Annotated in this window: 12 protein-coding genes; 3 read left to right on the top strand and 9 right to left on the bottom strand. The window is 71.7% G+C overall.

Going from position 1 to position 14219, the window contains the following annotated elements; genetic code table 11:
- Nucleotides 1-393: 393 nt before the first annotated feature.
- Nucleotides 394-1338: a hypothetical protein gene (locus DEJ20_RS05000; protein ID WP_284183378.1), complete on the bottom strand. Its 945-nt coding sequence runs from the start codon at nt 1336-1338 to the stop codon at nt 394-396.
- A 131-nt stretch (nt 1339-1469) separates the two neighbouring features.
- Between DEJ20_RS05000 and DEJ20_RS04995 the strand changes: the two genes are divergently transcribed.
- Nucleotides 1470-1892, top strand: a complete 423-nt coding sequence (locus tag DEJ20_RS04995; RefSeq protein WP_220034992.1) for a DUF3054 domain-containing protein — start codon at nt 1470-1472, stop codon at nt 1890-1892.
- Nucleotides 1889-2902 (top strand): LacI family DNA-binding transcriptional regulator, encoded by a 1014-nt coding sequence (locus DEJ20_RS04990; protein ID WP_071405476.1) that lies wholly within the window; start codon nt 1889-1891, stop codon nt 2900-2902. The genes DEJ20_RS04995 and DEJ20_RS04990 overlap by 4 nt, the downstream gene beginning before the upstream one ends.
- 322 nt (nt 2903-3224) lie before the next feature.
- Here the strand turns inward: DEJ20_RS04990 and DEJ20_RS04985 are convergent, their stop codons facing one another.
- Both DEJ20_RS04985 and DEJ20_RS04980 read right to left on the bottom strand, forming a co-directional pair.
- Nucleotides 3225-3878 carry a hypothetical protein gene (locus DEJ20_RS04985; protein WP_017886998.1) on the bottom strand — a complete coding sequence of 218 codons (654 nt, stop codon included), beginning with the start codon at nt 3876-3878 and terminating at the stop codon, nt 3225-3227.
- 70 nt (nt 3879-3948) lie between these two features.
- Nucleotides 3949-4917 (bottom strand): DUF3097 domain-containing protein, encoded by a 969-nt coding sequence (locus DEJ20_RS04980; RefSeq protein ID WP_111235478.1) that lies wholly within the window; start codon nt 4915-4917, stop codon nt 3949-3951.
- An 80-nt stretch (nt 4918-4997) separates the two neighbouring features.
- Here DEJ20_RS04980 and DEJ20_RS04975 point away from each other — a divergent pair, with 80 nt between their 5' ends.
- The gene (locus DEJ20_RS04975; RefSeq protein WP_111235477.1) at nt 4998-6047 is read left to right on the top strand and encodes a zinc-dependent alcohol dehydrogenase family protein; all 1050 of its coding nucleotides are present in this window, start codon (nt 4998-5000) and stop codon (nt 6045-6047) included.
- A 105-nt stretch (nt 6048-6152) separates the two neighbouring features.
- Here the strand turns inward: DEJ20_RS04975 and DEJ20_RS04970 are convergent, their stop codons facing one another.
- From DEJ20_RS04970 to DEJ20_RS04945, 6 genes are all read right to left on the bottom strand, one after another.
- Nucleotides 6153-6875 carry a methyltransferase domain-containing protein gene (locus DEJ20_RS04970; protein WP_111235476.1) on the bottom strand — a complete coding sequence of 241 codons (723 nt, stop codon included), beginning with the start codon at nt 6873-6875 and terminating at the stop codon, nt 6153-6155.
- Entirely contained in the window at nt 6872-8059 is a 1188-nt protein-coding gene (locus DEJ20_RS04965) for a type III polyketide synthase (RefSeq protein WP_111235475.1), read from the bottom strand. The genes DEJ20_RS04970 and DEJ20_RS04965 overlap by 4 nt, the downstream gene beginning before the upstream one ends.
- Before the next feature lie 109 nt (nt 8060-8168).
- Nucleotides 8169-9674 carry an Asp-tRNA(Asn)/Glu-tRNA(Gln) amidotransferase subunit GatB gene (gene gatB / locus DEJ20_RS04960; protein WP_035807593.1) on the bottom strand — a complete coding sequence of 502 codons (1506 nt, stop codon included), beginning with the start codon at nt 9672-9674 and terminating at the stop codon, nt 8169-8171.
- Nucleotides 9674-11221: an Asp-tRNA(Asn)/Glu-tRNA(Gln) amidotransferase subunit GatA gene (gene gatA, locus DEJ20_RS04955; RefSeq protein ID WP_111235474.1), complete on the bottom strand. Its 1548-nt coding sequence runs from the start codon at nt 11219-11221 to the stop codon at nt 9674-9676. Before gatA ends, gatB begins: the two co-directional genes overlap by 1 nt.
- A gap of 11 nt (nt 11222-11232) precedes the next feature.
- Nucleotides 11233-11532 (bottom strand): Asp-tRNA(Asn)/Glu-tRNA(Gln) amidotransferase subunit GatC, encoded by a 300-nt coding sequence (gene gatC, locus DEJ20_RS04950; protein WP_017887005.1) that lies wholly within the window; start codon nt 11530-11532, stop codon nt 11233-11235.
- A gap of 138 nt (nt 11533-11670) precedes the next feature.
- Nucleotides 11671-14031, bottom strand: a complete 2361-nt coding sequence (locus DEJ20_RS04945) for a transglycosylase domain-containing protein (RefSeq protein WP_111235473.1) — start codon at nt 14029-14031, stop codon at nt 11671-11673.
- Nucleotides 14032-14219 lie beyond the last annotated feature (188 nt).

The following is a 14219-nucleotide window of genomic DNA, read 5'->3' as shown; positions in this document are numbered from 1 at the left end:
GTGCGGGTGTCGTGCGGGCGGGTCGTGTGGGAACGTTCCCGCGCCGGGGTTGAGTGTGGCGCTGCCGGGTGAACTCCGGGTGCCTCCGGCGTCGCCGCCGGGTGAACTCCGGGTGCGGTGCTCGCGGCGGGCGCGGTGCTGTGCGTCGGATGCGGTGACGGCGCACGGTGCGAGTTCCGCCGCCCCGTGCGAGATTGACGGCTTCGTGCCCGGTTACAACCCTGCACGGAGCGGGCTGCTCGCCCCCGACCGGCGAAGGATGCACGGTGCGCGGCCCCGTTCGCTGCCGACGACCTCGCACCCAGCAGCCAGGTCCACGGTGGGCGACGAACCGCGCACCGTGCGCACCGGCAAGAGGCCGAACAATCTCGCACGGTGCGTGGCTGACATCCCTCAGCGCGACATACGGACTCCGGCCTGGCGGAGCTTCGCGCGGAGGACCCACTCGTTGCGCAGGTCCGACCAGGTGAGCCGCACCACGGTTCGCACCTCGGGGAACGCGCGGAGCCGGTCTTCCCGGATCTTCTCGTCGAACAGCGCTTCCTCCGGCGTCCGTCCCCGCAGGTACGCACTGCTCCGGTACTTCACGGCTCCGTCGAACTCGACCACGACCCCGGCGTCCGGGAACCAGAAGTCCACGACGATGTCCGGCTCGCCGGGCGCTCGGAAGCGGTGCTGGAGGACCGGCGGTGGTGTCCCGAACTGGTCGAACCGCGCTCGTGCGTACGACTCCCCCGGTGAGTCCGATGCGGCATCGGCGAACCCGATCGCCCGGAGCGCGCGACGTCGTCCCTTCTGCCCGCGCCGCTCGATCGCCGACCGGACGTCTTCGCGCTCGACCTCGCGACGGAGGAGCGCATCGAGGGACACGACTGCGTCGGTGAACGGCAGTGTGAGTGCGAGGTCGGTCGCCAGCCGATCGAGTCCGCACAACAGCAACCCGTCGGGCGTGGCGACCGGACGCTCGTTCCGTTCGGCGTCGAGGTCGGCGTGCACCACGAAGGTCGCGTTCGTGGTGCGCCGGTCGGCACCGCGTGAGGTCACGTGGATCCGTGTCGGTGGTGGGGTGAGCAGGGGCACACCGAAGACGACGGCGGCGGAGACGTGTGAGATCAGGTCTCCGGGGCGGATCCGGTCGGCGAACGAGCGCAGCCGGACGTGGTGCTGCTCACTTGGGCGGAGCGCGGCCCATCCCGCAGACTCCGCGTACAGTCCGCGTGCTACCCGTGTGAGCTCGCCCGCAATGGCCCGACGTCTGATGACATCGGACTCGTCGGGGCGCTGGGCGGAGGTTCGGAACGTGAGGACTTCGGGGACCGGTGCGAGCTTGAGGTTCATCGACATACTCGTGATGCTCCGGATCCTCCGCCTTCGGAGCAGCACCCCGTGGACGTGCTGTGGAGGACCAGCCGCGCCGAGCACCTTGTGGAGGAATGAGCGAGCAGCCCGGGGCCTGCGAGAATGAGCGGGTGAACGCACGCACCTGGGGTTGGCTCGCAGCCGTCATCGACGTCGTCCTCATCGTCGTCTTTACGCTCATCGGGCGCTCGTCGCACGGTGAGGCCAACACGGCACTCGCGCTCTGGACCACCGCCTACCCGTTCCTGGCCGGTTGGGCGATCGGGTACGTGACGAGCGGCGCCTGGGCTCGACCGCTGCGCTTCTGGCCGACCGGTGTCGTGGTCTGGGTCCTCACGGTCTTCGTCGGTCTGGCCATCCGCGTCGCCACCGGGCAGGGGGACGTCGACGGCAACCCGCTGCCGATCTCGTTCGTCATCGTCGCGACCATCGTGCTCGGGGTGTTCCTGCTCGGCTGGCGCGCGATCGCCCGCGGCGTGCTCCGGTTCACCGCGTCGCGGTCGCGACGGGACGCCGCAGCGTCCGACGCGTGAACGGCAGCCGCGGTTCCCAACCGACGATCCTCGACGTCGCCGCACGTGCGGGGGTCTCGAAGTCGGCGGTGAGCCGCGTGCTCTCCGGGACCGGACGGTTCTCGGACGAGACCCGCGAGCGCGTCGAACGAGCGGCAGCCGAGCTCGGGTACGTCGCGAACGCGATGGCTCGCGGGCTGGTCAGCGGTCGCACGAACACGATCGGGATGCTCGTCCGGGATGCATCGTCGATGGTCTACACCGCACTGCACGCCGTGATGGAGCGCCGCGCATCGGAGCTCGGCTACCGCGTCGTCACCACGACGGGCGTCGGCCGGGTCGAGGACGAGAAGTCCGCCCTCGCCGCACTCGTGTCGATGCGCGTCGACGGCCTCGTCGTGTGCAGTGGCCTGATGCCGTCCGCCGACATCGCCGAGTTCGCGCCCCGCATCGCCACCGTCGTCGCCGGTCGGCCTGAGCTGCACCCGGCGCTCTCGAGCGTCTACTGCGACGAGGTCGACGGTGGGGCCTCCATCGCGGACGCCGTCGCCGATGCCGGCCACACCACGGCCGCGGTGTTCACGGTCCCGCTCGACAACGCGATCACGCAGCACGCGCGGTCGTCGGCGATGCTCGAGCGGCTCCGAGCACGTGGTGTCCGGGTGATCGACATCGACGCGAGCTTCGTGCGGCCACCCGACGACCTCGCCGCCGACCTGGTGGACGCCGTGCAGGAGTCGGGCGTGACCGCGGTGATGTGCCCGACCGACCGGCTCATGCTCGACGTGTGCGAGGCGCTCGCCCGCCGCGGTGTCGAGGTCCCGCGTGACCTCTCCGTCACCGGGTTCGACGGCGTCTACCCACTGGCGAGCGACTGGATCGGCTTCACGACACTCGAGCAACCGATCGAGCGCATCGGCCGCGAGGCCATCGACCTGGTCATCGGCCGCATCGACGACCCCACGCGCCCGGTCGAGCACCGCTCACTGCGCGGCACCGTGATCCCCGGCCGCACCCTGCTCCCCCGCTGACGCCGATCCCCCGACCCGCCGACCCGCCGACCCGCCGACCTCGCACGGTGCGCGTCGACTCAACCCGTGCAGGCTCCGGGCCTGGCGCACGGTGCGAGGTCGCTCAAACCGCGCACGGTTCGTGATGCGGTGCGAGGCTCGAGAAGCACGCACGGTGCGAGGTTCGTCACACGGTGCCACCGTGGTGGCTCCGTGCGGCGCTACAAGCGTGCACCGAGCGGTCAACCTCGCACGGGCCGACACAGACAGCACCGTGCGGCTTCGGCCCACGGCCGCAGCCACAACCGCACCCACAACCGCACGCGCACCCCCGCGCCCGCGCCTAGAACAACCCGCTGCGCGGCCCGTCCTCCGGCCCGTCGAACCCGCGGAACATGTCCGACACCAGCGCCTCGATCTGCGGCTCCACCAGGCGTTCCACGGCCTCGGCGATCCGCGGCCGGTGGTCGATGAGCGCCAGGCACACCGCGGTGCCGGTCGACCGCGCACACTCGTCGGACAGCGCGATCTCGTGCCGGAGCGCAGCCTTCGCCTCGTCGGACAGCGGCTCGCGCGGCGTCTGCTCCCCCGCACCGGTGCCGGCCAGCTCGCCGAGCGTGAACAGGAACGGCGACCCCGGCGACGGCTCGGGGTCCACGTCGAGGCCCTGGAACTCCGGCGACAGCCCCTCGGCGGGCTGGTACCCCGCGTGCCGCTTCCGCGCCGCCGCCCGCTCGAGTTCACGCTGCAGCAGCGGCAGGTTCTTCGCCGTGTAGTCGTCGACGGCGTCCTCGACGATCGTCGAGATCCGCCCGATCAGCGCGTGCTGGACGGCGTGCGGCACGTCGGGGCCGAACCCCGCGGCCGCGGCGATCGGGGACCCGGTGCACTTCCGGCAGATGCGTGTGCGCGGGCGGGCGGTACCGATCTGCCAGCGCGGCAGCCAGCGCAGCCACAGGTCGACCGCGCCCCGCACGCGACCGTCGATGCCGTCCATCCCTCAACAGTAGGCCTGGAGGCGCGGATCACCCCCGGCACACCGCGCCGGTCGGGCAATCTGCCGGTTCTCAGGACTGTGGTTCCGTCACGAAGTCGATCAGCTCCTCGACACGGCCGAGCAGCTCCGGCTCGAGATCCGCGAAGGTGCGCACCTGCCCGAGGATCCGCTGCCATGCCCGGGCGATGTCGGCCTGCTCGGCGTGCGGCCAGCCGAGTGCCTGGCAGATGCCCGCCTTCCACTCGATCGAGCGCGGGATCGTCGGCCACGCCCGCAGCCCGACCCGTGCCGGCTTGACCGACTGCCAGACGTCGACGAACGGGTGCCCGACGACGAGCACGTGCGCGCCCCACTTGCCACGCATCACGGCGTCGGCGAAGCGGGACTCCTTCGACCCGGGCACCAGGTGGTCGACCAGGACCCCGACCCGGCGCTCCCGCGTCGGCTGGAACTCGTCGAGCACCGCGGCCAGGTTGTCGACGCCGGAGAGTTCCTCGACCACGACGCCCTCGACGCGCAGGTCGGCGCCCCAGACCTTCTCGACGAGTTCCGCGTCGTGCTTGCCCTCGACCATGATGCGGCTGGGGAGCGCCACCCGAGCACGCTGCGACTCCACGGCGAACGATCCGGACGCGGTGCGGAGGCGACCACCGTCGGACGCCTGCCGCACGGCGGGCGCGCCCCCGGGCCTCCAGTCCGCATGGACGGAACCGACGGAACCAGCGGCACCCGCACGGCCAGCGGAACCAGCAGCACCAGCGCCCCCGGCCGACCGCCCGACCGGCGCCGACGGCCGCCCCAGCGTCACCAGCTCACCCTCGAGCAAGAACTGCCCGGTGAAGGGGAAGGAGCGCGTACGGCCCTTCCAGTCCTCGAGCGCGATGTTGCCCGCCTCGAGCCCCACCACGGCACCGGCCCACCCGGAGTCCGGGTCCTCGAGCACCATGTCCCGTTCGAGCGGCACCTGCCGCACCTTCTTCACCCCGCGCGAGCGCCAGTCCCCCGAGAGCACATCGCCGCCGTACCGGTCGTCGTCCACCCGCACGAGGGTACTGTCGACGATGGCCCGGACGACGTCGACCGCGCCGGTTCCCCATCATCTCGACGGAAGGCCCGCCCGTGCGCGCAGCGATCATCCACGCCCCGAACGACATCCGCGTCGAGGAGCGCGACCGACCCGGGCTGCTGTCCGGCAAGGACGTCGTCGTCAAGGTCCTCGCGGCCTGTGTCTGCGGATCGGACCTCTGGCCCTACCGCGGCGTCACCGAGACGAAGCAGCCACGGCCGATCGGCCACGAGCTCGTCGGCGAGGTCGTCGCCGTCGGTGACGACGTCACCGGCCTGCACGAGGGCGACTTCGTCATCTCCCCCTTCACCATGAACGACGGCACCTGCCAAGCCTGCCGCAACGGCATGACCACCGGCTGCGACCACCTGTCCGGGTTCGGCAGCACGGACGCGTACGGCGACCCCGTCGGTGGCGCACAGGCCGAGTACGTGCGGATCCCGGACGCCGACGCCACGCTCGTCGCGGTCCCCGGTCCGGTCGACCCGGCGCTGGTGCCGTCGCTGCTGACCCTGTCCGACGTCTTCTCGACCGGTCACCACGCCGCCGTGTCGGCAGCGGTCGGCCCCGGCAAGACCGTCGTCGTGGTCGGCGACGGCGCGGTCGGCCTGTCCGCCGTGCTCGCCTCGAAGCGGCTCGGGGCGGAGCGCATCATCGCGATGAGCCGGCACGCCGACCGCCAGGCGCTCGCCCGCGAGTTCGGTGCCACCGACATCGTGGCGGAGCGCGGCGACGAGGGCGTCGCGGCGGTCCGCGCGCTGCTCGGCGGCGACCTGGCCGACTGCGCGGTCGAGGCCGTCGGCACCGAGGAGAGCATGGACCAGGCGCTGCACTCGGTGCGCCCCGGTGGCAACGTCGGCTTCGTCGGGGTCCCGCACGGGGTGCCGACGATCGGCACGCGCTACCTGTTCGACACGAACATCGCCATCGCGGGCGGCATGGCCCCGGCCCGGAAGTACATCCCCGAGCTGCTGCCCGATGTGCTGTCCGGCGCGATCGACCCCGGGCGCGTCTTCGACCTCGAGCTGCCGCTCGACGAGGCCGCCGAGGCCTACCGCGCGATGGACGAGCGCCGGGCCATCAAGGTGCTGCTGCGCCCGTAGCGGCGCGCGTCGCCGCCCGCCGGTCTTTCGCGCTGGGCGACAGTTCACGCGCTCGCGAGCCCGTGATCTGTCGCTGAGGGCGAAAGGTCCGGGCGGCCCGCCCGCTCAGGCGTCGCGGATCGCCAGCACCCGGTGCGGCGCAGCCGCCTCGGCCCGCCACCCGCCGGGCAGCACGTCGCGGAGTTCGGGCACGGTGAAGCTCCGGCGGATCGACCGCAGGCCGTCGACGCGGATGAACGTCCCCGCCGCCACGAGCGGTGAGGCCAGCGCGTACGCCCGGTAGGCCGCCGGCGACCGCCGGATGTCGGAGTGCAGGCTGCGTCCGCTCGCGAGCAGCTCGGAGTCGGCCAGGAACCCCCGCCGCTCCTCGTCGCCCAGGTGGTGCAGCACGTGGTTCGACACGACGACGTCGAACCGCTCACCCGCCGCGACCAGGTCACCGCTCGACTGTTGCCGGAACGTCACACCGGTCGGGGACGACCGCCGTGCCGCGGCGATGGCACGTTCGTCCGGGTCGACCCCGACGACCTCGAGGTCGAATCCGTCGCTCGCTGCCCACCGCACCAGCGAGCGGGCCAGGTCGCCGCCGCCGCACCCCAGGTCGAGCACCCGGCCGCGCCCGCTGGCGGGCAGGGCCGGCACGACGTGGGACCGCCAGGCCGCGCGCCAGCCGCTCACGAGCGCGTTCACGACGGCGAAGCGCCGGAACGTGCGTGCGAGGGCGCGCGGGTCGCAGTCCGGGTCGTCCATCAGCTCGGTCAGGTCGAGCGCGCGGGTGCGCAGGTCGACGGCCGGGAGGCCCGTGGTGCCGCCGCCCTCACGGCTCACGCCGCGCCCGTGGTCGCGACGGGCACGCGGGCGGGTGCGACAGCGGGTGCCGCCGCGGGTTCCGCCACGGGCGACTCCGCGGGTTCTGCCGCGGGCGACGCCTCGGTCCGCACCGCGGTGAGCCGTGCGCTCTCGACGGTGAGGCCGGGGCCGAAGGCGAGCGCGACGACGGCGCTGCCGTCCTCGAGGCCGGCGTCGACGGCGTCCCGCAGCACGAAGAGCACGGTGGCGCTCGACATGTTCCCGTGTTCCCGCAGCACCCGCCGGCTCGACTCCATGGCGCTGTCGGGCAGGCCCAGCGACTCCTGCGTGCGGTCGAGGATGGCCCGGCCGCCCGGGTGCACCGCCCACACCGGCACGTCCGACGCCGGCCCGCCGGCGAGCAGCGGTTGCACGGCGCTCGGGACGTGCAGGCCGACGAGCTTCGGCACGGCCGTGGACAGGACCATCTCGAAGCCCTCGTCCCCGATGTTCCACGCCATCTCGGACGCCCCTTCGGGCACCACGGCCGTCGTGAAGTCGTCGAAGCGCAGACCGGCTCCGTCCCGGGCGACGACCGCGGCGGCCGCACCGTCGCCGAAGACGCTGTTCGCGACGATCTGGTCGGGGTCGTTCGAGGCGCGGACGTGCAGGGTGCAGAGTTCGCCGCAGACGACGAGCACGACGGCGTCCGGGTCCTGGTCGACGAACGCCGCGGCGATCCGCAGCGCGGGGAACGCGGCGCAGCAGCCCATGAAGCCGATGTGGTGCCGGAAGACGCCCCCGGGGAGCCCGAGCTGCTCGACGACGTCGATGTCGGGCCCGGGCTGCGTGAACCCGGTGCACGACACGGTCACCAGGTGCGTGACGGCCTCCGGCGCGATGCCGGCACGTTCGACGGCGTCGCGGGCGGCCGCGACGAACAGCGGCGGGGCGAGTTCGCGGTACCGGTCGTTGCGTGAGCCGGTGGACGGCGAGCGCAGGGTGCCGTCGTCGTCACGGAAGGCACCGCCGGCACGCGCGGAGTCGAGTTCCTCGAGGACGGTGTGCCGCTGGTCGACCGCCGACCCGTCGAACGCGGCGGGGACGAGCCGTTTGCCGAGCCGCCCGAGGTCGGGTTGGGCGGAGAACAGGTCACGCACCCGTGGCTGGTCGAGGGTCGTCTCGGGGACGGCGGTTCCGATGGCGCGGATCGTTGCGGACACGACTCATCCTGTCACCCGATCGCTGACGTGTCCCCAGGATGCACACGGCGACCGGGACGCTCGGAGGGCACGGCACCGACCGGTACCGTGCCCTCCGAGGTGGGACTGCCTACGACTGCTGCGCGCGCTCCAGCACGAGTTCCCGCACGCGGGCGGCGTCGGCCTGGCCCTTCATGGCCTTCATGACCGCACCGATGATCGCGCCGGCCGCCTGGACCTTGCCGTCCTGGATCTTCGCCAGCACGTCGGGCTGCGCCGCGAGTGCTTCGTCGACCGCGGCGGTCAGTGCGGAGTCGTCCGAGACGACCTTGAGCCCGCGGGCCTCGACGACCTGCGCCGGCGAGCCCTCGCCCGCGATGACGCCCTCGAGCACCTGGCGTGCCAGGCGGTCGGTCAGGTCGCCGGACTCGACGAGCGCGATGACCTCGGCGACGTGCTTCGGCGACACCAGGTCACCGGGGGCGGCGTCCTGGGCGTTGGCGACGCGGCTGATCTCACCGGTCCACCACTTGCGGGCGGCCTGTGGTGCGGCGCCGGCGGCGACGGTGCCCTCGACCTCGTCGAGCAGCCCGCCGTTGACGACGTCCTGGAACTCCAGGTCGGCGAAGCCCCAGTCACCCTTCAGGCGACGGCGACGTGCGACCGGGGCCTCGGGCAGCGAGGCACGGAGCTCCGCGATGACGGCCGGGTCCGGAACCACGGGCAGCAGGTCGGGTTCCGGGAAGTACCGGTAGTCGTCCGCGTCCGACTTGGGGCGACCGGCCGACGTGCGACCGGTGTCCTCGTGCCAGTGGCGGGTCTCCTGCGTGATCGTGCCACCGGCGGCGAGGATCGCGGCCTGGCGCTGGATCTCGTAGCGGATCGCACGCTCGACGGCGCGGAACGAGTTGACGTTCTTGGTCTCGGTGCGGGTGCCGAGCTTCTCCTGCCCGCGGGGGCGCAGCGAGATGTTCGCGTCGCACCGCAGGTTGCCGCGCTCCATGCGGGCCTCGGAGACACCGAGCGCCCGGACGAGGTCGCGGATGACCTGCACGTAGGCGGCTCCGAGCTCGGGGGCACGGTGCTCGGCGCCGAAGATCGGCTTCGTGACGATCTCGACCAGGGGCACGCCGGCACGGTTGTAGTCGACGAGCGAGTACTCGGCGCCCTGGATGCGGCCGGTGGCACCGCCGACGTGCGTCAGCTTGCCGGCGTCCTCTTCCATGTGGGCGCGCTCGATCGGGATGTTGTAGATCGTGCCGTCGGCGAGCTCGACCTCGACCTCGCCCTCGTAGGCGATGGGCTCGTCGTACTGCGAGACCTGGTAGTTCTTCGGGTTGTCCGGGTAGAAGTAGTTCTTCCGGGCGAACCGCGAGGACTCGGCGATCGAGCAGCCGAGCGCGAGCCCGAGCTGGATCGAGTACCGCACGGCCTGTGCGTTCACGACGGGCAGCGATCCGGGCAGCCCGAGGTCGACCGGGGTGACGTTCGTGTTGGGCTCGCCGCCGAAGAAGTTCGGGGCGTCCGAGAACATCTTGGTCTTCGTCGCGAGTTCGACGTGGACCTCGAAGCCGAGCACCGGCTCGTAGCGCTCGAGCGCCTCGTCGAAGTCCATCAGCGCGTCCTTCTGCGCCATCAGATCACACCTTCCTGCGCAGCGGACTGCTGACTCTGGTCGAGGTCCGGGACGGACGCGATGAGCGGCGCGCCCCACTGCTGTTCGAGCAGACGCTCGAGGGCGGCACCGTAGCGGTACAGCCGGGCGTCCTCACGCTGAGGCGCCATCAGCTGCACGCCGACGGGCAGGCCGTCCTCGGGCGCGAGGCCGTTCGGGATGCTCATGCCGGGGACGCCTGCGAGGTTCGCCGGGATCGTCGTGAGGTCGTTGAGGTACATCGCCAGCGGGTCGTCGATGCGCTCACCGATCGGGAACGCGGTCGTCGGCGCCGACGGGCTGACGAGCAGGTCGACCTGCTCGAAGGCGGCCTGGAAGTCCCGCTGCACGAGCGTGCGGACCTTCTGCGCCGAGCCGTAGTAGGCGTCGTAGTAGCCGGCGCTCAGCGCGTAGGTTCCGAGGATGATGCGCCGCTTGACCTCGGGCCCGAAGCCGGCTTCACGTGTGGCGGCCATGACGTCCTCGACGGTGGCACCGTTCTCGGGCGTGACCCGGAGGCCGAAGCGCACCGAGTCGAACTTGGCGAGGTTCGACGACGCCTCGGCCGGGAGGATCAGGTAGTACGCACTGATCGCGTACGCGAACGACGGGGCGTCGATCTCGACGACGACCGCACCGGCCGACTCGAGCAGCGCGACCGTCTCCTGGAAGCGCTGGGTGACACCGGCCTGGAACCCGTCGCCCCCGGCGAGTTCCTTCACCACGCCGACGCGCAGGCCGCGGAGCGTGTCCGCCTGCAGTCCTTCGCGTGCGGCGGCGGCCATCGAGGGCCAGGCGTCCGGGATGGACGTGGAGTCCTTCGCGTCGTGCCCACCGATGACGTCGTGCAGGAGTGCTGCGTCGAGCACGGTGCGGGACACCGGGCCGATCTGGTCGAGACTGGACGCCAGGGCGATGGCGCCGTAGCGGCTCACGCCGCCGTAGGTCGGCTTCACGCCGACCGTGCCCGTCACGGCACCCGGCTGGCGGATGGAGCCACCCGTGTCCGAGCCGAGGGCGAAGGGTGCTTCGTACGCGGCGACCGCAGCGGCCGAGCCACCGCCGGACCCGCCGGGGATCCGGTCGAGGTCCCACGGGTTGCGGGTCGGACCGTACGCCGAGAACTCAGTGGTCGAGCCCATCGCGAACTCGTCCATGTTGGTCTTGCCGAGCGGCACGAGGCCGGCGGCGCGGAGCTTCGCGACGGGGGTGGCGTCGTACGGCGGCACCCAGCCCTCGAGGATCCTGGACCCGGCGGTCGTGGGCATGTCCTGCGTGCACAGGACGTCCTTGACGGCGATCGGCACACCGGCGAGGGGCCCGAGGTCGTCGCCGGCGGCACGGCGGGAGTCGATCGACTTCGCCACTGCCAGGGCGTTCTGGTTGACGTGCAGGAACGCGTGCACGTCGCCGTCGACGGCGGCGATCCGGTCGAGGTGGGCCTGGGTGGCCTCGACGCTCGAGACGTCGCGCGCCACGAGGGCGTCGGCGAGCGCCGCGGCGCTCAGCTTCGTGATGTCGTCAGTCACTGTTCTTCGCCCTACTGTTCTTCGCCGAGGATGGCGGTCACGCGGAACCGTTCGCCGTCGGAGTCGGGCGCCCCGGAGAGCGCCTGCTCCTGCGTCAGCGTCGTGCCGACCACGTCGGGTCGGGTGACGTTGCCGAGCGGCACGGGGTGGCTCGTCGCCGGGACGTCGTCGGTCGCGACCTCGGCGACCTTGGCGACGCTCTCGACGATGTGCGACAGCTCCCCGGTCAGCTTCTCGATCTCGTCGGGCGTGAGTGCGATACGTGCGAGGTTCGCCAGGTGTGCGACCTGCTCGCTCGTGATGTCAGGCATGGTGCTCCGTCGATCGGTTCGTGGAATGCCCCACAGTCTATTGGCTGCGTCGGGCGCGCAGGCGCGGCTGTGGACAACGCCCTGGAGACCCGGTGCCGGTCCGGCGGACCGGCGCCGGGCCTCCAGAGCGTCAGACGGTCACTTCCCGTTCTGGTCCCCCGCAGCCGGCTCCGCCGGGGCCACCGTCGCGGCGGGCGCCGGCGCAGCCGGGGCAGCGGGTGCAGCCGGGGCAGCGGGTGCAGCCGGAGCGGCAGGCGCAGCCGTCTGCGTCGGCGTCGTCTGGTCGTCCTGCGCCGTCCCCTGCCCGGACGAGGACCCCGACGACGACGAAGACGAAGACGAAGAGGACGATGAAGACGACTTGCTCGTCTGCCCGATCATCGCCTGGCTCGGTGCGGGCAGCGCTCCCCCACCGACGGTCTGGTCGAGGTACGCCATCATCGACTTCCCGACCCCGAACTTCGCGCTGTACCCGGTGGTGCCCTGCAGGAACGGCCAGTTCGCCAGGCTCACGCTCCCCTGCACGTTGCCGACCCAGGTGGCGTTCGTGTACTTCGTCGACGACGCGACCAGCCAGTTCTGCACGTCACCGTCGGTGGTGCCGGTCTTCGCGAACTTCGCCACGCTGTCCCCGGGGTTCGCGCTCGCGGCCGTCCCCGACCCGGACAGGACGCCCTGCAGCGCGTAGTCGACCGTGCCCGCGACGTCCGCCGAGACGCCCTGCGTGCAGGACGACGGCGTCGGGGTGATCTTCGTGCCGTCCGCCTCGGTCACCGAGTCGATCGCGGTGGGCGTGCACACGATGCCGCCGTTGGCGAAGCCCGCGTAGGCCTCGGCCAGGTCGATCGGCGACAGCTCGTTCACGCCGAGGATCGAGGACGGCGTCTGCGTCAGGTCACCGCCGTCGGCACGGTGGATACCCATCGACTGCGCGAGCTGGGCGATCTTGCACAGGTCGAGCTGCTTGCCCATCTGGGCGTACGCGGTGTTGATCGACTCGACCGTCGCCGCCTCGACCGACATCGACGACGGCACGCTCTCGGCGTTGGCGACGTTCCAGGTGCCGCCCGCGACGTTCTGGCAGGTGTTGGTGAACTCGGCGTTCTCGAACTGGTGCTCCGAGGTGGTGACCGAGTCGGACAGGGTGTGCCCGCTGGCGAGCCACTCGGCCAGGGTGAACACCTTGTAGGTCGAGCCGGTCTGGAACCCTCCCGAGTTGCCGTACCCGGAGTCGGCGCTGTAGTTCACCGCTGTGGCCCCGGCTGCGGCGTTGTCCCCCTGCGTGTAGGTGGTGTTCTGGACCATCGACATGATCCGGCCGGTGCCGGGCTCCACGGTGACGTTCGAGCCGCCGACGTCCACGCCGGCCATCGTGGCCGGCACGTAGGTGGACAGGGCGGACTGTGCCTGGCCCTGCAGGTCGAGGTCGAGCGAGGTGTGGATCTGCAGGCCCTTGGTGTCGAGCGTGGCGATGCGTGCCGCCGCGGTCTTGCCGAACGCGGGGTCCTCCAGCACCTGGTCGCGGACGTAGTCGCAGAAGTAGCCGGCGTCGTGGTGCGTCGCGGCGGTCGAGCACCCGTTGGCGGTCTCGGTGATCTTCGGCGTGACCGGCGTCGCGATCGCCTTCGTCATCTGTGCCTTCGTGATCGACCCGTGCGCCTGCATCCGGCGGAGCACGTAGTCGCGGCGCTCCTTCGTCAGCTCGTACCCGTTGGCCTTGCCGTTGTCCTTGTCGCTCGGCACGTCGATGCGCAGGTTCGACGGGTTGTTGAGGATCGCGACGAGCGTGGCCGACTGCACGAGCGACAGGTCCTTCGCGTGCACGCCGAAGTAGTACTCGGCCCCGGCCTCGGCCCCGTAGACGCGGCCGCCGAGCCCGACGATGTTGAGGTACCCGGTCAGGATCTCGTCCTTCGAGTACTTCTTGTTCACCGCGATCGCGTACCGCATCTCCTGCAGCTTGCGCTGCGGCGTGACGCCGGCAGCGTCCTGGTAGCAGGCTTCGACCTTCTTCTCGGTGGCGGCCTGGTCCTTGCCCGTGAGCTCCTCGCACTGCTGCACCAGGACGTTCTTGACGTACTGCTGCGTGATGCTCGAGCCGCCCTGCACGTCCCCGCCGACGACGGTCGCGGCGACCCCGCGGAGCGTTCCGAGCACGTCGATGCCGCCCTCGTCGTAGTAGCGCGGGTCCTCGGTGTCGATCGCCGCCTGCTTGAGCGAGTCCGCCATCTGGTCGGCCGTCACGTTCGTGCGGTTCTCGGCGTAGAACGAGGCGATCTTGACCTGCTTCCCGCCCTGCTCCGCGTACACGGACGACACCTGCTGCGGGGTCTGCACGTCGAGGTAGGTCGGCAGGTCCTCGAAGAACGAGACCGCCCCGGAGGTCCCCTCACCCGCGACGGCGACCGCCGGGGTCACCGCGACGGCGACGAGCATGCCGGCGAGCACGGACATCACCACGAACATCAGGAGAGCACCAGGCCATCGCACCACACGCATGACGGCACCGTAGGCAGCAGGGCTGTACTGGTTCTGCCCTGGAACGAGTGCAGGCTGCGGTCGCGTTCAGGTTGCCACCCAGGCGGTTCCGAGGACGCGTCGCGATCCGCGCGGGCGCACCGATCCGCCCGGGAGGCCCGCAACGGCTCCGCCACGTCGGCCACCGGTCACGATCGGGTCACGCCCAC

The organism is Curtobacterium sp. MCSS17_005, assembly GCF_003234225.2.
Lineage (GTDB): Bacteria > Actinomycetota > Actinomycetes > Actinomycetales > Microbacteriaceae > Curtobacterium > Curtobacterium flaccumfaciens.
The sequence above is the reverse complement of the archived record's forward strand: the minus strand, read 5'-3'. Positions and strand labels throughout refer to the sequence as shown.